Consider the following 19513-nt stretch of genomic DNA (forward strand, 5'->3'; position numbering starts at 1 on the left):
CCGCCCGCCGCCAGTGAGCCACTGCGCTATTGCAGCGGTTCCTTCAAGGCGGCCGGGACCGGCAGCGGCATCACTTCGATGCCTTCTTCGACCAAGGCTTTCGCATCTTCGGGTGTCGTAACACCGCGAATATTGCGTGCGGGCGCTTCGTTGTAGTGAATGCGCCGTGCTTCCTCAGCGAAGCGGTCGCCCACGTTCTCAGTCTTTTCCAGTACCTCGCGCAACGCACGCATGACACGCGCCTGCATGTCATCTGTGGCCGCCGGTGCCTTTGCCTCCGTCGCACCCGACAAATTCAGTCGCGGCGCCGACGGCAAGCGGCTTACTTCGTTCGCACCGCAAATTGGACATTCGACCAGCTTGCGAGACTGCTGCGACTCGAAGTCCTCAGCTGAAGCGAACCAGCCTTCGAACCGATGGCCATGCGGACACTGTAAATCGAGGACCTTCATGTGGAATCAGGGCTTGCGTGCCAGTTTAGCGCAAAACATAAATTTGTGAACGGTCGTTCGAAAAACTATTGCGAACGACACGCCGACGCCGGATGCTCAGGGCAAATCAAACGCGGTGCGCGATTTTAACGCTTTGCGCAAAGGGCTGCCGAAGGTCGTCCGATTGGAAAATGACGTGACGCTCGAACGTTGAGTCAGTCAGGGAGTTGCGTCCGTTCGTTACCCTCGCACACTGATCGCGGCACAGCGCTACGCCACCAGGCATTCGAGTTGGCGGTTAAGCCGCGGCTCGAGTTCGCGCGCACCTTTGGCGAGGTTGATCTGCTTCGCCGACTTCGCAACGTCAAGGACGTGTGCCTTGATGTCATAGCCACCGCGCGCTGTCAGCCAGGCCAGGATGTCCGACAAATGCCAGACCGACGCACTGCCCTCGTGGACCGGCGGCGGGAAATCAACTGCGTGGCTCAGCATCAGCTTGCGCATGTTCTGTCGCGACACGCCGGCGACCTCGGCGACGTCGGTAAGCCCGACGAAATCCGGGCCGGCTTCGACGAGGCGTGCAGACGGCACTGCGCGTTTGACGTCTTCGAGTGCGCTGACGAGCGCGGCGAACGCGGACGCGCCTTCACGCGAAAAGAACAACGCCATGCGACCCGGTTGCCCCACGCCGACCGTGGCGTCGTCGCAACCCTCCTCGCCCAACCGCTCGACGATGGCGTCGAGATCGCTGTCTTCAGCCGCGAGCCGGTACTTCAAGATGAAAACATATTCCATACGTTACTCCTACCTTCATTCGGCCTGAACTCTCATTCTGCGGCGCTATCCGCTACCGCTGGGCCGTGCAATTGTCGACAATGCGCCTGAGATGTCTGGCATGGTTGCCGGGGTTCCTGGGCGTACTCCAGACACTCGATATACAAAACTCTCCACAACGACACTCTGCGTCTTTGTACGGACAGTATATTTTTCCCCACGCGTGCCCTTTACCACCGCTCTGAACACGCCAGCCGTTCGTTTCCGCATAGACCAGCGCGGCCTCGATCTCCTTCTTGGAGTGGGTTCCACGTTTCATCTATACCCTCCAATTTAGTGACTTAAAGCATGGTTGTCAAGTGACAACCATATGCCGTTTACTCAAACACAATTACCCTCCAATCTGTTCGCCATCCGAATCAATCTGGATGACGAGCTCCATCGGAGAACGTCAATACTAGAGCGATGAGCGTCGTGAGGCGAGACTGTCGGATGGCATAGGACGGAGCAGCATTTTTTCAGACAACGGCCAGGCAACCCGTCTCATCCGGCGTAAAAAAAGCCCTTGCTGGTCGTAGACCGGCAAGGGCTTTTTGCAGATTCCAAACCGCTGCGCGTTTATCCACGCGCCCGGCTGATTGCGCTACTGCGGTTGCGCGGTTGTCGGCCAGGCGCCCGACAACACCTTCTCCAGCCAGAACGTGCCGATCACCGTCTTCACGTCGGTGATCTTGCCGGTACGCACCCATTCCGACACGTCGGCAACGCTTGCTGTAAACAGCTCAAGGAACTCACCTTCATCGAGCTTGCGCTCGCCCGCGCTCAAACCACGAGCGAGGTAAATGTCGATGAACTCGGTCGAGTACGAAATGATCGGGTGAATGCGCGTCAGGTAGACGAATTCACGCGCCGTGTAGCCCGTTTCTTCCTGCAACTCGCGTTTCGCGCACGCGAGTGCGCCTTCGTTCGCGTCGAGCTTACCGGCCGGGTATTCGACCATGACCTTGCCCATCGGATAGCGATACTGGCTTTCCAGCAGCACACGACCGTCGTCGAAAAGCGGAATCACCATGACGGCGCCCGGATGCTGAACGTATTCGCGCGTGGCCTGCTTGCCGTCCGGCAGGCGAACGGTATCGCATTTCAGCGTCAGAAACGGCCCTTGATGGATCGTTTTGCTCTCGACACAAGTCTCGGTGAGCGCGGCGTCGTGATCAGGAAGTTCAGCCATATGCGGACCTCGGGACAGCTTGGTGCGCGACGGCGAGACGCCGTCAGCGGCGTTTGACGAGATACTGGAAAGTAAAGCCGGGGAATGCGAACACGATGAACAAAGCGAACGTGATCGCGTAGAACTGCCAACCCTGCTCGAAGCGGTTACCCGCGCGCGCCTCAAGCAGAAAACCCAGTGCGCCGACCACGAAGTACAGCACGATCAATTCGGCAATCCGGATCCAGGCGCTCTTCTTCACCGCTTTCAACGGCACGGCGGCGAAGAGGCGCTGATTCAGGAACGGCAGGTTGGCGCCGACCAGCGCCAACAACACGATAAACCAACCCGCAGCCGACATCAGAGCAGCAGCGTGTGCTGGATAGCCTGCAGGCAGGCCTTCAACAGCGGGTCCGGCACGATGCCGAGCACCAGCACCGCCAGCCCGTTCAGCGCGAGCAGAGCACGCGTGCTGGAGTCGGCGTGGATCGGTGCGGTGTCTACCGGATCGTCGAAATACATCAGCTTGACGATACGCAGGTAGTAGAACGCGCCGAACAGCGACGTCATCACGGCCAGCACCGTCAGCCAGGTCAGACCGGCGTTCATGGTGGCCTGCAGCACCGCGAGCTTCGCGTAGAAGCCGACCGCAGGCGGAATGCCGGCGAGCGAGAACATCATGACCATCATCACGAACGCGAACACCGGGCTGCGTTGATTCAGGCCCTTGAAGTCTTCCAGCGTGTCCGCTTCGAAATCGCGGCGTGCCAGCAGCATGATGACGCCGAACGTGCCCATCGTCGTGATCAGGTAGACGATGCTGTAGAACATCGCCGAGCCGTACGCGTTCGCGGCGCCGGTGGTCTTGTGGTCGACCACGCCGGAGAGCAGGCCGAGCAGCACGAAGCCCATGTTCGAGATCGCCGAATACGCGAGCATCCGCTTGACGTTGCGTTGCACGATACCGGTGATGTTGCCGACGATCAGCGACAGCGCCGCCATAATCACCAGCATTTGCTGCCATTCGACCGCGAGCGGCAACAGGCCCATCACGAGGAAGCGCAGGCCCCACGCAAACGCGGCAACCTTCGGACCGCCGCCGACCATCAGCGTCATGGCCGTCGGTGCGCCCTGATAAACGTCAGGCACCCACATGTGGAACGGCACCGCGCCCATCTTGAACGCCACGCCCGCCACGATAAAGATCACGCCGAACAGCAGCACGCTCGGGTCGTAGTGGCTCGTGCCGATCGCCTTGAACACTTCGTTCAGGTCGAGCGAACCGGTCGCGCCGTACAGCATCGAGATGCCGTACAACAGGAAACCGGAAGCCAGCGCGCCGAGCACGTAGTACTTCATCGCCGCTTCGTTCGACGGCGCCGCGTCACGGCGCAGCGCGATCGCGCCGTACAGCGACAGCGACATCAGTTCCAGACCGAGATACAGCGTCAGGAAGTTGTTGCCCGAGATCATCACGAGCTGGCCGAGCAACGAGAACATGCCCAACAGGAAGAACTCGCCGCGGAACAGGCCGCGATCTTCGAGGTAACGGCGCGAATAGACGATCGACACGGCATAGCCGAGCGTCACCACCGCTTTCATCACGTTGGCGAACGGGTCCACCACGTACATGTGGCCGAAGTAGTAGCGCACTTGCGGGTCGAACGCGTTCATCGCAAACCAGATGCCGGCGACGAGCGTCGAGAAGAACGCAATGAAGTACGTGGTACGGCGACCGGCCTGGCCGACGAACGTGTCGTTGAGCCACGCGACGACAACGGCGAGCATCACCAGCGCGTCGGGCAACAGAGCAGTCATAGGGGCGTTTTGCATGGTCTTTAAATTCCTCCGCTCGGCGTTACTGAGGCAACGGCAGCTTTGACTGCGCAACGTGGGAGAGGAGGTTTTCCACGGATACGTGCATCACATCGGTAAAGGGCTTCGGATACAGGCCCATGAACAGCGTCAGTGCGGCAAGCACTGCCAGCATGAAAAATTCGCGACGGTTGATGTCGACAAGGCTCTTCACGTGATCGTTGGTGATCGCGCCGAAGTACACGCGCTTGTACATCCACAGCGTGTAGCCCGCGCCGAGAATCAGCGTGACTGCCGCGCCGCCCGCGATCCAGAAGTTGTACTGGACGGAGGCCAGAATCACCATGAACTCGCCGACGAAACCGGAGGTGCCCGGCAAGCCGCAGTTCGCCATCGAGAACAGCATCACGAACGCGGCGAACTTCGGCATCACGTTGACGACGCCGCCGTAATCGGCGATCTGACGCGAGTGCATACGGTCGTACAGCACGCCGATACACAGGAACATCGCGCCCGACACGAAACCGTGCGAGATCATCTGCACGATCGCGCCTTCCACGCCGAGCTGGTTGAAGATGAAGAAGCCGAGCGTCACGAAACCCATGTGCGCGATCGACGAATACGCGACCAGCTTCTTCATGTCCGCCTGCACCATCGCCACGAGACCGATATAGATCACAGCGATCAGCGACAGCGTGATGACGACCGGCGCGAGGAAGTGGCTGGCGTCCGGTGCGATGGGCAGCGAGAAGCGCAGGAAACCATATGCCCCGAGCTTCAGCATGATCGCGGCCAGCACGACCGAGCCGCCGGTCGGCGCTTCCACGTGGGCGTCAGGCAACCACGTGTGGACCGGCCACATCGGCACCTTCACGGCGAACGCCATGAAGAACGCGATGAACAGTAACACCTGAGGCGTCATCGCGATCTGCGCGTGCTGCCACGTCGCGAGGTCGAACGTGCCGGTCTGGACATACAGATAGATCAACGCGACCAGCATCAGCAGCGAGCCCATCAGCGTGTACAGGAAGAACTTGAACGCCGCGTACACGCGGTTCGCCCCACCCCACACGCCGATGATGATGTACATCGGAATCAGCGTCGCTTCGAAGAACACGTAGAACAGCATGCCGTCAGCGGAGCTGAACACGCCGACCATGATGCCCGACAGGATCAGGAACGCGGCCAGGTACTGCGCGACGTTCTTCGTGATCACTTCCCACGCGGCGATCACGACGATCACCGTGATCAATGCCGTCAACACGACGAACCACATCGAGATGCCGTCGACACCCAGGTGATACGAAATGTTGAAACGCTCGATCCAGTTGGCCTTTTCGACGAACTGCAGATCGGCGGTGCTCGAATCAAAACCCGTGATCAGCGGGATCGTCGCGATGAAGCTGACAACCGAACCGATCAACGCAACCCAGCGCGCGGGCGCCGGGTTCTTGTCGGAACCGATAGCCAGAACCAGCAGGCCAACGAGGATCGGTAACCAGATTGCGATACTGAGAATCGGATAAGCGTGCATTAGTGTCCCTCGCCTTATTTGCCGCCGAGCGTTACAAACAGGGTCAGGAGCCCCAACATGCCGATAATCATGGCAAACGCGTAGTGGTAGATATAGCCGGATTGGAGGAAGCGGATCACGCCGGCGAACCAGCCGATAAAGCGTGCGCTGCCGTTGACGATACCGTCGATCACCACGACGTCGCCTTCCTTCCAGAGACCCCGGCCAATGGCCACGGCACCCCGCGCGAACACGACTTCGTTGATCTTGTCCATGTAGTACTTGTTATCGAGCAGCGTGTAGATCGGGCCGAACGCGCGCTTGATGACAGCCGGCAGATCCGGTCGAACGATGTACAGGAACCACGCCACCACCACACCCGCGAGCGCCAGCCAGACCGGCAGACCCGAGACCGAGTGCAGACCCATCGACGCCCAGCCGTGGAACTCCTCGGCCATCTCGGACACCGCCGGATGGTTCGCGCCAATGAAGATCACCTTGTCGAACGCCACACCGTGCTGGAAGAAGTCGCCGAACAGCATCGGACCGACACCGATCGCGCCGATCACCACCGACGGAATCGCCAGCAGCACCAGCGGCAGCCACACTACCCACGGCGTTTCGTGCGGCTCGTGAGCGTGGTCGTCGTGACCGTGCGCGTCATGGCCGTGGCCGTGTGCGTCGTGAGCATGAGCGTCATGCGCGTGCGCAGCGGCTTCGATACCCATCGGCGATTCCGGATGCTTCGGACCGCGGAAGCGCTCCTTGCCGTGGAACACCAGGAAGTACATACGGAACGAATACAGCGCCGTGACGAACACGCTCGCCACCACCGCGAAGTACGCGAAACCCGAGCCCGGCAGATTCGACAGCTTCACCGCGTCGATGATCGAATCTTTCGAGTAGAAGCCCGAGAAGAACGGCGTGCCGATCAGCGCCAGCGAACCGACCAGCGACGTGATCCACGTGATCGGCATGTACTTGCGCAGGCCGCCCATGTTGCGGATGTCCTGATCGTGGTGCATGCCGATGATCACCGAACCCGCGCCGAGGAACAGCAGCGCCTTGAAGAACGCGTGCGTCATCAGGTGGAACACGGCAACCGAGTAGGCCGACGCGCCGAGCGCGACCGTCATGTAACCGAGTTGCGACAGCGTGGAATACGCCACCACACGCTTGATGTCGTTCTGGATGATGCCGAGGAAGCCCATGAACAGCGCGGTGATCGCGCCGATGACCATCACGAACGACAGCGCCGTATCCGACAGTTCAAACAGCGGCGACATGCGCGTGACCATGAAGATACCGGCCGTCACCATGGTTGCCGCGTGAATCAGCGCGGAAATCGGCGTCGGGCCTTCCATCGAATCCGGCAGCCACACGTGCAGCGGGAATTGCGCCGACTTACCCATCGCGCCGATGAACAGGCAGATGCAGGCCACCGTCAGCAGACCCCAATCCGTACCCGGGAAGCTCAAGGCCGCGAGTTCGGTGCGCTTCGCGAAGACGTCGCCGTAGTTCATCGAACCGGCGAACGCGAACAGCAGGCCGATACCCAGCAGGAAGCCGAAGTCGCCGATGCGGTTCACGATGAACGCCTTCATGTTCGCGTAGATCGCGGTCGGGCGCGTGTAGTAGAAACCGATCAGCAGGTACGACACCAGGCCCACCGCTTCCCAGCCGAAGAACAGCTGCAGGAAGTTGTTGCTCATCACGAGCATCAACATCGAGAACGTGAACAGCGAGATGTACGAGAAGAAGCGCTGGTAGCCGTCGTCGTCGGCCATGTAGCCGATCGTGTAGATGTGCACCATCAGCGACACGAAGGTCACCACGCACATCATCATTGCCGTCAGCGAGTCGACCAGGAAGCCGACTTCGAAATTCGTTTTACCGATGGTCATCCATTGGTAGATGGTCGCGTTGAAGCTCGCGCCGTCCATCACCTGGAAGAACACCACAGCCGACAGGATGAACGAGATCGCGACGCCGAGGATCGTGACCGAATGCGCACCGGCTCGCCCTACCGCTTTTCCGAACAGCCCTGCGATCAGGGAACCGGCCAGCGGTGCCAGCGGGATCGCCAGCAGCAGGTTTTCATTGAGTATCGTGGACATAACCGCTTTTCCTGAAATTAACCTTTGAGCTGATCGAGATCCTCGACATTGATCGTGTCGAGGCTACGGAACAGGGTCACCAGAATTGCGAGGCCGATCGCCGCTTCCGCCGCCGCTACCGTCAGCACGAAGAAAACGAAGATCTGGCCATGCACGTCGCCGAGGTAATGCGAGAACGCGACGAAATTGGTGTTCACCGCCAGCAGCATCAGTTCGATCGCCATCAGGATGATGATCACGTTGCGGCGGTTCAGGAAAATGCCGACGATGCTGATCGCAAACAGGATCGCGCCGAGGACAAGGTAATGGGCAAGGGTCAACATGATTTCTATCTCCTGTCCGCTCAGCTGTTTTTAGCCGCTGCCGAGTCGGCCGCTGTTGCTGCCGCCGCCGCTGCTGCCGCGGCGGCTTCTTCCGCCGCGACGGTTGCCGCGGTCTTTTCCGACTTCATCTTCACGATACGCACACGGTCCTTGGCACGCACCTTGACCTGCTCGCTGACGTTCTGGCGTTTGCTGTCTTTCTTGTGGTTCGTGGTCAGCGCGATCGCCGCGATGATCGCGACCAGCAGCACGAGGCCGGCCACTTCGAACGCGAAGATGTAATCGGTGTAGATCACCTTGCCGATCAGGCGCGTGTTCGACCAGTCGCCCATGCCGTTCGCGGCGGCCGTGGTGTCGCGCAGCGCGGTGGCGGTTGCGCCGTAGCCGTGCCACAGGATCAACGCGGTTTCGATCACGATGATCGCGCCCACCAGCGTGGCCATCGGCACGAAGCGTTTGAAGTCTTTACGCAGCACGTCGATGTTGATGTCCAGCATCATCACGACGAACAGGAACAGCACCATCACCGCGCCGACGTAGACCAGCACCAGCAGGATCGCAAGAAACTCGGCCTCCAGCAGCATCCAGATCGCGGCTGCGTTGAAGAACGCCAGCACCAGAAACAGTGCGGACGACACCGGGTTGCGTGAGGTGATCACCTTCAGCCCTGAAACCACCAGGAACAGCGCGAAGATGTAGAACAGTACGGTCGTGAATTCCATGATTACCGGTTCATCGTTAGGCCATCGTCAGGCATTGTTCTTTGGCACGCGGCGTTGGCCGGACGGAGAAACCGTCAGAACAACCACACAGGTGCGCCGTGCCGCGGCGTTCAAACCGCGGCGCCCGGCCCGACAACAGGCCGTTTTGCTCATGCATTTACTGCCGCATTGACTGCTTCAACTGAAAACCGCAAATGAAGCGTTTCAACGATACGGTGCGTCGGCTGCCTTGTTCGCAGCGATCTCTGTTTCGTAACGATCGCCAACAGCCAGCAGCATGTCTTTCGTGAAATACAGATCGCCACGCTTTTCGCCGTGATACTCGAGAATGTGCGTTTCGACGATCGAATCGACCGGGCAGCTCTCTTCGCAGAAACCACAGAAGATGCACTTGGTCAGGTCGATGTCGTAACGCGTCGTGCGGCGCGTATTGTCCGCACGCGTTTCCGATTCGATCGTGATGGCGAGCGCCGGGCACACCGCTTCGCACAGCTTGCATGCGATACAGCGCTCTTCGCCGTTTTCATAGCGGCGCAGTGCGTGCAGGCCACGGAAACGCGGCGAGATCGGGGTCTTCTCTTCCGGGAACTGCACGGTCACCTTGCGCTTAAACGTATAACGTCCGGTCAGTGCGAGGCCCTTCAGCAGTTCCGTCAGGAAGAAGGTCTTGAAAAAGTCTTGGATTGCGGTCATGGGTTCATCCGCCCTTTATTTCCAGATATTCAACGGCGACATGATCCAGAAGCCGACCACCACCAGCCACACCACGCAGACCGGAATGAAAACCTTCCAGCCCAGACGCATGATCTGGTCATAGCGATAGCGCGGGAATGTGGCGCGCGCCCAGATGAATACCGACAACAGCAGGAAAACCTTGAAGACGAGCCAGAAGATGCCCGGGATAAACGACAGGAACCCGAACGGAGCGCTCCAGCCTCCAAGGAACAATGTTGCAGCCAACGCCGAGATCACGATCATGTTGATGTACTCGCCGAGGAAGAACAGCGCGAACGCCATCCCCGAGTAATCAATCATGTGACCCGCGACGATTTCCGACTCCCCTTCCACCACGTCGAACGGGTGGCGGTTCGTTTCGGCGATGCCCGAGATGAAGTACACGACGAACATCGGCAGCAGCGGCAGCCAGTTCCACGACAGGAAGTTCAGGCCGTGCGAAGCGAAGAAGCCGTGTTCCTGCGAATTGACGATGCCCGACAGATTCAGCGTGCCGGCGGTCATCAGCACGACGACGAGCGCGAAGCCCATCGAGATTTCGTACGAGACCATTTGCGCCGCGGCGCGCATCGCGCCGAGGAACGCGTATTTCGAATTCGACGCCCAACCGGCCAGGATCACGCCGTACACGCCGATCGACGAAATCGCCATGGCGTACAGCAGACCCGCGTTGATGTCGCCGAGCACCGCGCCCGCCTGGAACGGAATCACCGCCCAGACCGCGAAGGCCGGCACCACCACCATGATCGGCGCGATCAGGTAGATCCAGCGGCTGGCTTGCGCCGGCTGAATCACTTCTTTCAGCAGCAGCTTCAGCACGTCGGCGATCGGCTGCAGAAGACCTGCGGGGCCGACGCGGTTCGGGCCGAGACGCACGTGCATCCAGCCGATCAGCTTACGCTCCCAGAGAATCAGGTAAGCCACGCACAGCAGGATCACGACGGCCACCACCAGGATGCGCACCAGTGCCCACACCGTGGGCCATGCCACACCGAGAAGCTGGGTGCCGCCCGAGTTGATCGTATCGAACAAGCTCATTTACGCCTTCTCCACCAGCAGTTCACCGAACAGGCTGCCCAGCGCTGCACCGGCAGGCGTAGCCGCCGATACGCGGACGACCGTCTCCGCAAGATTCGCGTCGCGCACGGCCGGCAACTGCACCGATTGCTCGCCCTGGCGCACGCGCACTGCGTCACCTTCCTTCAAACCGAGTTTGTCGAACAACCCGGCCGGCAGACCGACCGAGTTCGCCGCACGCGACGCCGCGGTCAGATGCAGCGATTCAGCGCGACGCACGAGCGCGTCGGCGTGATAGATCGGCACGTTCGCGATGCGCTCGAACTGACCTTCCGCTGCCTTGACCGCCTTGCCGCGCGCGACCGTAGCACCCGTCTTGTTCGACAGACGCGGCGTCAATGCACCGTCGCCCAGCGCTGCCGTGCGGACTTCTTCCGACGTGTCGAATTCGAAGCCCGGCACGCCCAGCAGGCTGCCCAGCACGCGCAACACCTTCCATGCCGGACGCGTGTCGCCGAGCGGACGCACGACGCCGTTGAACGACTGCACCGTGCCTTCGGCATTGACGAACGTACCGGACGTTTCCGTGAACGGCGCGATCGGCAGCAGCACGTCGGCGTAGTCAGCGCCCGTCTGGAACGGCGACATCACGACTACCATCTCAGCCTGGTTCAGCGCGGTCAAAGCCTGCGCCGGATTGGCCGTGTCGAACTCCGGTTCGACGTTCAGCAGCAGATAACCCTTGCGCGGTTGCTCGAACACTTCGCGAGCGTTCAGACCGCCCTGGCCCGGCAGCGCGTTCACCAGATGCGCGCCGACCGTGTTGGCCGTTTCCGTGAGGAAGCCCAGTGTCGCGCCGGTTGCGTCCGCGATCCATTGCGCCGCGGCGTGAATGACAGCGAAATCCGGATGACGCACCGCCGCGTTGCCCAGCAGCACGAGGCGGCTTTCGCCGGTGCTGAGCGACTTCGCGACCTGCTTGTTGGCGTCGGTCGGCTGCGTGCCGGCAAATGCTTCCGGCAGTGCCACGCCCTTCGCTTCCGACACCGCGCCGGCGATACCCGCCAACGCGTCGAGCCATGCCGACGGTGCGGCGACCACGCGTTGCGCTTGCGGAATCAGCGCGTCGTCGTTCGTGGCCTGCACGAGCGTGAGCTTCGCGCCGTTCTTCGCGGCTTGCCGCAGACGCGCGGCGAACAGCGGGTGGTCACGGCGCAGATCCGAGCCGATCACCAGTGCGGCGTCGACGTTCGACAACTCGGCGATGCTCGTGCCGAGCCACGGCGCGCCGTTCACCGGCGCCGAGAAATCCGATTGACGCAGACGGAAGTCGACGTTCGGCGTGCCGACCGCTTGCGCCAGTTGCTTCAACAGGAACAGTTCTTCGACCGTGCTGTGCGCGCTACCAATCGCGGCCAGCGCATCCGCGCCATGGTCGCCCTTGATGCCCTTCAAACCCTTGACCACGTAGTCAAGCGCGGTTTGCCAGTCGGTTTCGATCCATTTGCCGTCTTGCTTGAGCATAGGCTGCGTCAAGCGCTCGGGGCTGTTCAGGCCTTCGTACGAGAAGCGGTCCTTGTCCGAAATCCAGCATTCGTTGATGGATTCGTTTTCGAACGGCAGAACCCGCATCACGCGATTGTTCTTCACTTGCACCACGAGGTTCGCGCCGACGGAATCGTGCGGGCTCACCGACTTGCGGCGCGACAGCTCCCACGTGCGGGCGCTGTAACGGAACGGCTTGCTGGTCAGCGCGCCGACCGGGCACAGATCGATCATGTTGCCCGACAGTTCCGAATCCACCGTCTTGCCGACGAACGACGTGATCTCCGAATGCTCGCCGCGGCCCAGCATGCCGAGTTCCATCACGCCGGCCACTTCCTGACCGAAACGAACGCAACGCGTGCAGTGAATGCAACGCGACATTTCTTCCATCGAGATCAGCGGGCCGACGTTCTTGTGGAACACCACGCGCTTTTCTTCGCTATAGCGCGATGCCGACTTGCCGTAGCCCACGGCCAGATCCTGCAACTGACATTCGCCGCCCTGGTCGCAGATCGGGCAATCGAGCGGGTGGTTGATCAGCAGGAATTCCATCACGGCTTGCTGGCCCTTCACCGCCTTGTCCGACTTGGTGCGCACGATCATGCCGGCCGACACCGGCGTCGCGCATGCGGGCACGGCCTTCGGCATCTTTTCGACATCGACCAGACACATCCGGCAGTTGGCCGCAATCGACAGCTTCTTGTGATAGCAGAAGTGAGGAATGTACGTGTCGACCTTATGCGCAGCCTGGATCACCATGCTGCCTTCAGGCACCTCTACTTTCTTGCCGTCTATTTCAAGTTCAACCATGATGGTCAATCTTCCTTAACCTGTTACCGCTCAATCGTTCGCCCGGCTCACCGCCCGTTTCAGGCGATGAATCCCGCGGATGACGTGTTCTTCTGCGTGCTTGTCTGCTTACTTAAGCCGCTACGGTTTCCGACGCCGCCGCTGCGCCGGCGTGACCGCCGACGAGGCAATGCTTGTGGGCGACGTGATATTCGAATTCGTCCCAGTAGTGCTTGAGCATGCCGCGAACCGGCATGGCCGCCGCATCGCCGAGCGCGCAAATCGTGCGGCCCATAATGTTTTCAGCGACCGAGTTCAGCAGATCCAGATCTTCCGGACGGCCGAGCCCATGCTCGATACGATGCACGACGCGGTAGAGCCAGCCCGTGCCTTCGCGGCAAGGCGTGCATTGACCGCACGATTCTTCGTAATAGAAGTACGACAGACGCAACAGCGAGCGCACCATGCAACGCGTCTCGTCCATCACGATGACCGCGCCCGAACCGAGCATCGAGCCTTGTTTGGCGATCGAGTCGTAGTCCATGTCGGTCTGCATCATGATGTCGCCCGGAATGACCGGTGCCGACGAACCGCCAGGAATCACGGCCTTGATCTTCTTGCCGCCGCGCATGCCGCCGGCCAGTTCCATCAGCGTCGAGAACGGCGTGCCGAGCGGAATTTCATAGTTGCCCGGACGTTCAACGTCGCCGGCTACCGAGAAAATCTTCGTGCCGCCGTTGTTCGGCTTGCCGATCTCGAGGTAATTCTGCGGACCGACTGCGAGCAGGAACGGTACTGCGGCGAACGTCTCGGTGTTGTTGATCGTGGTCGGCTTCCCGTACACGCCGAAGCTCGCCGGGAACGGCGGCTTGAAGCGCGGCTGGCCTTTCTTGCCTTCCAGCGACTCGAGCAGCGCGGTTTCTTCGCCGCAGATATAGGCGCCATAACCGTGGTGCGCATGCAGTTCGAACGAGAAGCCCGAACCCATGATGTTCTCGCCGAGGAACCCGGCGCGACGCGCCTCTTCCAACGCTGCTTCAAAGCGTTTGTAGGTTTCCCAGATTTCGCCGTGAATATAGTTGTAGCCGACCGTGATACCCATCGCGTACGCGCCGATGGCCATGCCTTCGATCAGCGAATGCGGATTGAAGCGCAGGATGTCGCGGTCTTTGAACGTGCCCGGTTCGCCTTCGTCCGAATTGCAGACGAGGTACTTCTGGCCGGGGAACTGACGCGGCATGAAACTCCACTTCAGACCGGTCGGGAAGCCCGCACCGCCACGGCCGCGCAGACCCGACGCCTTGACTTCGGCGATCACCTGCTCGGGCGGAATTTTTTCTTCGAGAATACGGCGCAGCTGGGCGTAACCGCCGCGCGCCACGTAGTCTTCGAGATGCCAGTTGTCGCCGTTCAGGCCGGCGAGAATCAGCGGTTTGATGTGACGATCGTGTAAAGACGTCATTTTGAAAGTTCCTCGAGCAGCTGGTCGATCTTCGCGCGGCTCATGAAGCTGCACATGCGATGGTTGTTCACCAGCATCACCGGCGCGTCGCCGCACGAACCCATGCATTCACCTTCTTTCAGGGTGAACTTGCCGTCGGCCGTGGTTTCGCCGAAGTCGATGCCGAGCTTCTGCTTCAGATAGTCAGCCGCGCTGTCCGCACCGCCGTCCGGGCCGAGCTGGCACGGCAGGTTCGTACAGAGCGTGATCTTGTATTTGCCGACCGGCGAGGTCTCGTACATCGTGTAGAAGGTAGCAACCTCCTGCACGGCGACTGCCGGCATGCCGAGATAGTCCGCGACGAACTGCATGAGGTCGGGCGACAGCCAGCCATGCTCTTCCTGAGCAGTAGCCAGCGCCGACATCACGGCGGACTGTTTCTGATCGGCGGGATACTTCGCGATCGCACGATCGATTTCTTTCAGGCCTTCAGCTGAGATCATTTTCAGACACGACTCTTTCAATTCCTACCGAACGAAAACCCGTCGCTCACTCATGCTGCGACAGACCCGGCGTTCCTTTGCTTGACGCGCGCTTCGGTGCAAGCTGAAGACGCGCGGCGATGAATACGTCCTAGCGATCCACTTCGCCGAACACGATGTCCTGCGTACCGATGATCGTCACGGCGTCGGCGATCATGTGACCGCGTGCCATTTCATCGAGCGTGGACAGGTGCGCATAACCCGGCGCGCGAATCTTCAGGCGATACGGCTTGTTCGCGCCGTCCGAGATCAGGTAGATACCGAACTCGCCCTTCGGGTGCTCGACCGCAGCGTACGCTTCGCCTTCCGGCACATGGAAGCCTTCCGTGAAGAGCTTGAAGTGGTGAATCAGCTCTTCCATGTTCGACTTCATGCCGACACGCGACGGCGGCGCAACCTTGTGATTGTCGACCATCACCGGACCCGGATTCTTGCGCAGCCACTCAATGCACTGTTTCACAATCCGCGTGGATTGGCGCATTTCTTCGACGCGAACCAGATATCGGTCATAACAGTCGCCATTAACGCCGACCGGAATGTCGAAGTCGAGCTTGTCGTAGACTTCGTACGGCTGCTTCTTGCGCAGGTCCCACTCGATACCCGAGCCGCGCAACATCGCGCCGGTCATACCGAGGTTCAACGCACGTTCCGGAGTGACCACGCCGATACCGACCAGACGCTGCTTCCAGATCCGGTTGTCGGTGAGCAGTGTTTCGTACTCGTCGACGCACTTCGGAAAACGCGTAAAAAAATCGTCGATGAAGTCGAGCAGCGAACCCTGGCGGTTCTCGTTCATCTTCGACAAGGCCTTCGCATTGCGAATCTTCGAGGCCTTGTACTGCGGCATGGCTTCCGGCAGATCGCGATAGACGCCGCCTGGACGATAGTACGCCGCGTGCATCCGTGCGCCGGACACCGCTTCGTACACGTCCATCAGGTCTTCCCGCTCGCGGAACGCATACAGAAACACCGCCATCGCGCCAACGTCGAGTGCGTGAGCGCCGATCCACATCAGGTGGTTCAGCACGCGCGTCACTTCGTCGAACAGCACGCGGATGTATTTCGCGCGGATCGGCACGTCGATGCCGAGCAGCTTTTCGATCGCCATCACGTAGCCGTGCTCGTTGACCATCATCGACACGTAGTCGAGACGGTCCATGTACGGCACGGACTGGATGAAGGTTTTGGTTTCCGCGAGCTTTTCAGTCGCGCGATGCAGCAGACCGATGTGCGGATCGGCGCGCTGGATGACTTCGCCGTCGAGCTCGAGCACGAGGCGCAGCACACCGTGCGCTGCCGGATGCTGAGGGCCGAAGTTGAGCGTGTAGTTTTTGATCTCTGCCATGGCGTTCTCTTAGTGTTTCAGACCGCCATAGCGATCCTCGCGGATCACGCGCGGCGTGATTTCCCGCGGCTCGATCGTCACAGGCTGATAGACGACGCGCTTCTCTTCCGGGTCGTAACGCATTTCGACGTAACCGGAGACAGGGAAATCTTTACGGAACGGGTGACCAATGAAACCGTAGTCGGTCAGAATGCGGCGCAGATCCGGATGGCCTTCGAAGACGATGCCGTACAGGTCGAAAGCTTCGCGCTCATACCAGTTGACCGAACTCCAGATGTCGACAACCGAGGGGAGAATCGGCACTTCGTCGTCCGGCGCGAACACACGCAGACGCAGGCGCCAGTTGTTCTGCACCGACAACAAATGCAGAACGGCCGCGAAACGCGGACCGTCGTAAGCGCCGTCGGCATAGGTCTGATAGTCGACGCCGCACAGATCGACGCATTGCTCGAAACCGAGCGAGCGGTCGTCGCGCAGACGGGTTGCCACGTTGAGGTAGTCGCTTGCCTTCACGACGATCGTCAACTCACCGATTGCCTCGGTCGTGCTCAACAGGAGGCCGCTGAAGGCCGCCTCGAGGTTCGCTTTCAGGGTCTCGAGTTTGCTTGCCATATTGTGGGGGAGGCGTTGGCCTTATTGACGGGCGATTGTGTTGGTGCGGCGAATCTTGGCCTGCAACTGGATCACGCCGTACACCAGCGCCTCCGCTGTGGGCGGACAGCCCGGCACATAGACGTCGACCGGCACGATGCGGTCGCAGCCACGCACCACCGAATACGAGTAGTGGTAATAGCCGCCGCCGTTCGCGCACGAGCCCATCGAGATCACCCAGCGCGGCTCGGCCATCTGGTCGTAGACCTTGCGCAAAGCCGGCGCCATCTTGTTGCACAGCGTGCCGGCGACGATCATCACGTCCGACTGACGCGGACTCGGACGAAACACCACGCCGAAACGGTCAAGGTCATAACGGGCAGCGCCCGCATGCATCATCTCGACCGCGCAACACGCAAGACCGAACGTCATCGGCCACAACGAACCGGTGCGCGTCCAGTTGATCAGTTTGTCAGCCGTGGTGGTGACAAACCCTTCCTTCAAGACCCCTTCGATACTCATTTGCTTTCCACTCCAGACGGGGTGGCAAGCCTGGCCACCCACGCAAACCGGCGATTAATCCATCATTCCCAGTCGAGGCCGCCTTTCTTCCAGATATAGGCGAAGCCCAGCAGGAATTCGAGCAGGAAAATCATCATTGCCATGAAACCGGGCCAGCCGATGTCGCGCAGGGCGACGCCCCACGGGAACAGGAACGCGGTTTCAAGGTCGAAAATGATGAAGAGAATGGCGACGAGGTAATAGCGCACGTCGAACTTCATGCGCGCATCTTCGAATGCTTCGAAGCCGCACTCGTACGGTGCGTTTTTCTCGGTGTCGGGCTTGTTGGGACCGAGGATTTTACCAATGCTGACCAGTGCTACGCCTAAACCGGTGCCCACAATGAGGAACAGCAAGACGGGGAAATAGGCTGCGAGGTTCAAGACTATCCTCAATCGGTTGGTTCTGAGTGCCGACAGGAGCATAGCACTCCTGCCGCGAAATCACTTCCGAAACGCACAAGCTGCAAGCCCAACGCAAGCCGTGCTCCAGAAACAAAAAATGCCAGCCGAAGCGAAGCAAGCGGCTAGCATTTAGATAACATTTTGGTGCCGACGGCGAGACTCGAACTCGCACAGCTTTCGCCACTACCCCCTCAAGATAGCGTGTCTACCAATTTCACCACGTCGGCACTGCATGCAATCCGGGAAAACAACTTGTAAAACCCGCGAATCGCTTCAAGTCTCAAATTATAACTGGCTTAAGCGGTTTGTTCAACGCACAAAATGCAGTTTGAACGAAAATTTATTTCGGCACGTCGGTAGCCGGCGTGGACGCTGCCGATGCCGGCAACACAGCCGACCCACCTGCCGGTGCCGATGCCGCGGAAGCCGCAACCGGTGCAGTCGCTGCCGCGCCCAGCAAGCCTGCGGAAGGTTTCGCACGATACGCGCCGAGGTAAGTCAGCGTCAACGTGGTGACAAAAAACACCGCTGCGAGGACGGCGGTTGTACGCGACAAAAAGTTCGCCGAACCCGTCGCGCCGAACAAACTGCCCGATGCGCCGCTGCCGAAAGCAGCGCCCATATCGGCGCCTTTGCCGTGTTGCAGCAAGACGAGGCCGATAACCCCGAGCGCCGACAACAGCTGAACGACGATAATCAATGTTTTCAAATACAGCATCACACTCACCTGAGTCTTTATTAACCGGACCACACACGGTGTGTGGCACGGGAATGGGGCATCCTCGCCGAGGCGCCCTGCTTAGCCAGCGACGCCCACTACAACCGCAGCCGCCTTGCAGATCGCCAGAAAATCCTGGTCTTTCAACGACGCGCCGCCAATCAGGCCGCCGTCGATATCCGGTTGACGGAACAATTCTTCCGCGTTTTCCGGCTTCACACTGCCGCCGTACAACAGCGGCACATCCGCCACTTCCGCGCCCTTAGCCGCCAGACGCGAACGCAGGAACGCGTGAACTGCCTGCGCCTGCTCCGACGTCGCGCTCTTGCCGGTGCCGATCGCCCAGACCGGCTCATACGCGACAACGATACGCGCCGCGTCTTGCACCGACAGCTTCGCCAGCACTTCGTCCAGTTGCGTGCCGACTACCTGCTCGGTCGCACCGGCTTCGCGCTCTTCGAGGGTTTCGCCGACACAGACGATCGGCGTCAATCCCGCTTCCAGCGTGCGCTGCGTTTTTACCGCGACCAGCTCGGCGCTTTCGCGATGATAGGCACGGCGTTCCGAGTGTCCGACGATCGCGAGCGAAGCGCCGAAATCCACTACCATCGGCGCGGCCACTTCGCCGGTATAGGCACCATGCGTGAACGCGGACACGTCCTGCACGCCCCACACGATCCGGCTGCCTGCCAGTAACGACTGAGCCTGCGCGAGATACGGGCTCGGCACACAGACACCGACTCGCACCTCACCAGGCAATGCGCTTGCACCTTGCGCCACAGCCTGCAACAGCGTCGCATTTTCAGCGAGGCGCCCGTGCATTTTCCAGTTACCGACTACCAGCTTGGCTCGTTGTTTCGACATCGTCTCGTCTTATCTTGGCGGCGGACTTCGTTTGCGCTTACAGCCCGCCTTTCGGA

Annotated in this window: 21 protein-coding genes and 1 tRNA gene; all 22 read right to left on the reverse strand. The window is 60.4% G+C overall.

What is annotated here, in order from left to right:
• Window positions 1-26: 26 nt before the first annotated feature.
• Window positions 27-452 carry a DUF1178 family protein gene (locus FA94_RS13240; protein ID WP_035551742.1) on the reverse strand — a complete coding sequence of 142 codons (426 nt, stop codon included), beginning with the start codon at window positions 450-452 and terminating at the stop codon, window positions 27-29.
• A 249-nt stretch (window positions 453-701) separates the two neighbouring features.
• Window positions 702-1226, reverse strand: a complete 525-nt coding sequence (locus FA94_RS13245; protein ID WP_035551743.1) for a helix-turn-helix transcriptional regulator — start codon at window positions 1224-1226, stop codon at window positions 702-704.
• A gap of 52 nt (window positions 1227-1278) precedes the next feature.
• The gene (locus FA94_RS39425; RefSeq protein ID WP_081935907.1) at window positions 1279-1524 is read right to left on the reverse strand and encodes a hypothetical protein; all 246 of its coding nucleotides are present in this window, start codon (window positions 1522-1524) and stop codon (window positions 1279-1281) included.
• 324 nt (window positions 1525-1848) lie between these two features.
• The gene (locus FA94_RS13250; RefSeq protein WP_035551746.1) at window positions 1849-2436 is read right to left on the reverse strand and encodes an NUDIX domain-containing protein; all 588 of its coding nucleotides are present in this window, start codon (window positions 2434-2436) and stop codon (window positions 1849-1851) included.
• Between the two features lie 43 nt (window positions 2437-2479).
• The gene (locus FA94_RS13255) at window positions 2480-2776 is read right to left on the reverse strand and encodes a DUF2818 family protein (protein ID WP_035551749.1); all 297 of its coding nucleotides are present in this window, start codon (window positions 2774-2776) and stop codon (window positions 2480-2482) included.
• Window positions 2776-4248 (reverse strand): NADH-quinone oxidoreductase subunit NuoN, encoded by a 1473-nt coding sequence (gene nuoN, locus FA94_RS13260; RefSeq protein WP_035551750.1) that lies wholly within the window; start codon window positions 4246-4248, stop codon window positions 2776-2778. Before nuoN ends, FA94_RS13255 begins: the two co-directional genes overlap by 1 nt.
• A 25-nt stretch (window positions 4249-4273) precedes the next feature.
• A complete protein-coding gene (locus tag FA94_RS13265) occupies window positions 4274-5764 on the reverse strand; it encodes an NADH-quinone oxidoreductase subunit M (protein WP_035551752.1) in 1491 nt (496 codons plus the stop codon).
• 14 nt (window positions 5765-5778) lie between these two features.
• Window positions 5779-7860, reverse strand: coding sequence for an NADH-quinone oxidoreductase subunit L (gene nuoL, locus FA94_RS13270; RefSeq protein ID WP_035551755.1), 2082 nt, complete (start codon window positions 7858-7860; stop codon window positions 5779-5781).
• A gap of 17 nt (window positions 7861-7877) precedes the next feature.
• A complete protein-coding gene (gene nuoK / locus FA94_RS13275) occupies window positions 7878-8183 on the reverse strand; it encodes an NADH-quinone oxidoreductase subunit NuoK (RefSeq protein WP_006052894.1) in 306 nt (101 codons plus the stop codon).
• Window positions 8184-8203: 20 nt separating this feature from the next.
• Window positions 8204-8905, reverse strand: a complete 702-nt coding sequence (locus FA94_RS13280) for an NADH-quinone oxidoreductase subunit J (RefSeq protein WP_035551756.1) — start codon at window positions 8903-8905, stop codon at window positions 8204-8206.
• Between the two features lie 204 nt (window positions 8906-9109).
• A complete protein-coding gene (gene nuoI, locus FA94_RS13285; protein WP_035551757.1) occupies window positions 9110-9598 on the reverse strand; it encodes an NADH-quinone oxidoreductase subunit NuoI in 489 nt (162 codons plus the stop codon).
• A gap of 15 nt (window positions 9599-9613) precedes the next feature.
• A complete protein-coding gene (nuoH, locus tag FA94_RS13290) occupies window positions 9614-10678 on the reverse strand; it encodes an NADH-quinone oxidoreductase subunit NuoH (protein ID WP_035551759.1) in 1065 nt (354 codons plus the stop codon).
• A complete protein-coding gene (gene nuoG, locus FA94_RS13295; RefSeq protein ID WP_035551761.1) occupies window positions 10679-13012 on the reverse strand; it encodes an NADH-quinone oxidoreductase subunit NuoG in 2334 nt (777 codons plus the stop codon).
• Window positions 13013-13124: 112 nt separating this feature from the next.
• On the reverse strand, window positions 13125-14453 hold the full coding sequence (gene nuoF / locus FA94_RS13300) for an NADH-quinone oxidoreductase subunit NuoF (protein WP_035551763.1): 1329 nt from the start codon (window positions 14451-14453) through the stop codon (window positions 13125-13127).
• Window positions 14450-14935, reverse strand: coding sequence for an NADH-quinone oxidoreductase subunit NuoE (gene nuoE / locus FA94_RS13305; RefSeq protein WP_035551765.1), 486 nt, complete (start codon window positions 14933-14935; stop codon window positions 14450-14452). Before nuoE ends, nuoF begins: the two co-directional genes overlap by 4 nt.
• A gap of 130 nt (window positions 14936-15065) precedes the next feature.
• Complete coding sequence (locus tag FA94_RS13310) at window positions 15066-16319, reverse strand: NADH-quinone oxidoreductase subunit D (RefSeq protein ID WP_035551767.1); 1254 nt, start codon at window positions 16317-16319, stop codon at window positions 15066-15068.
• 9 nt (window positions 16320-16328) lie between these two features.
• Entirely contained in the window at window positions 16329-16931 is a 603-nt protein-coding gene (locus tag FA94_RS13315) for an NADH-quinone oxidoreductase subunit C (RefSeq protein WP_035551770.1), read from the reverse strand.
• Between the two features lie 21 nt (window positions 16932-16952).
• The gene (locus tag FA94_RS13320) at window positions 16953-17432 is read right to left on the reverse strand and encodes a NuoB/complex I 20 kDa subunit family protein (RefSeq protein ID WP_006052903.1); all 480 of its coding nucleotides are present in this window, start codon (window positions 17430-17432) and stop codon (window positions 16953-16955) included.
• Between the two features lie 62 nt (window positions 17433-17494).
• Entirely contained in the window at window positions 17495-17854 is a 360-nt protein-coding gene (locus FA94_RS13325; protein ID WP_007175615.1) for an NADH-quinone oxidoreductase subunit A, read from the reverse strand.
• A 163-nt stretch (window positions 17855-18017) separates the two neighbouring features.
• Window positions 18018-18102 (reverse strand) — tRNA-Leu (locus tag FA94_RS13330).
• A gap of 113 nt (window positions 18103-18215) precedes the next feature.
• Window positions 18216-18593, reverse strand: coding sequence for a preprotein translocase subunit SecG (gene secG, locus FA94_RS13335; RefSeq protein WP_035551774.1), 378 nt, complete (start codon window positions 18591-18593; stop codon window positions 18216-18218).
• An 81-nt stretch (window positions 18594-18674) separates the two neighbouring features.
• A complete protein-coding gene (gene tpiA / locus FA94_RS13340) occupies window positions 18675-19457 on the reverse strand; it encodes a triose-phosphate isomerase (protein WP_035551776.1) in 783 nt (260 codons plus the stop codon).
• Window positions 19458-19513 lie beyond the last annotated feature (56 nt).

Origin of the sequence: Burkholderia sp. 9120, assembly GCF_000745015.1 — a bacterium.
Classification (GTDB): Bacteria; Pseudomonadota; Gammaproteobacteria; order Burkholderiales; family Burkholderiaceae; genus Paraburkholderia.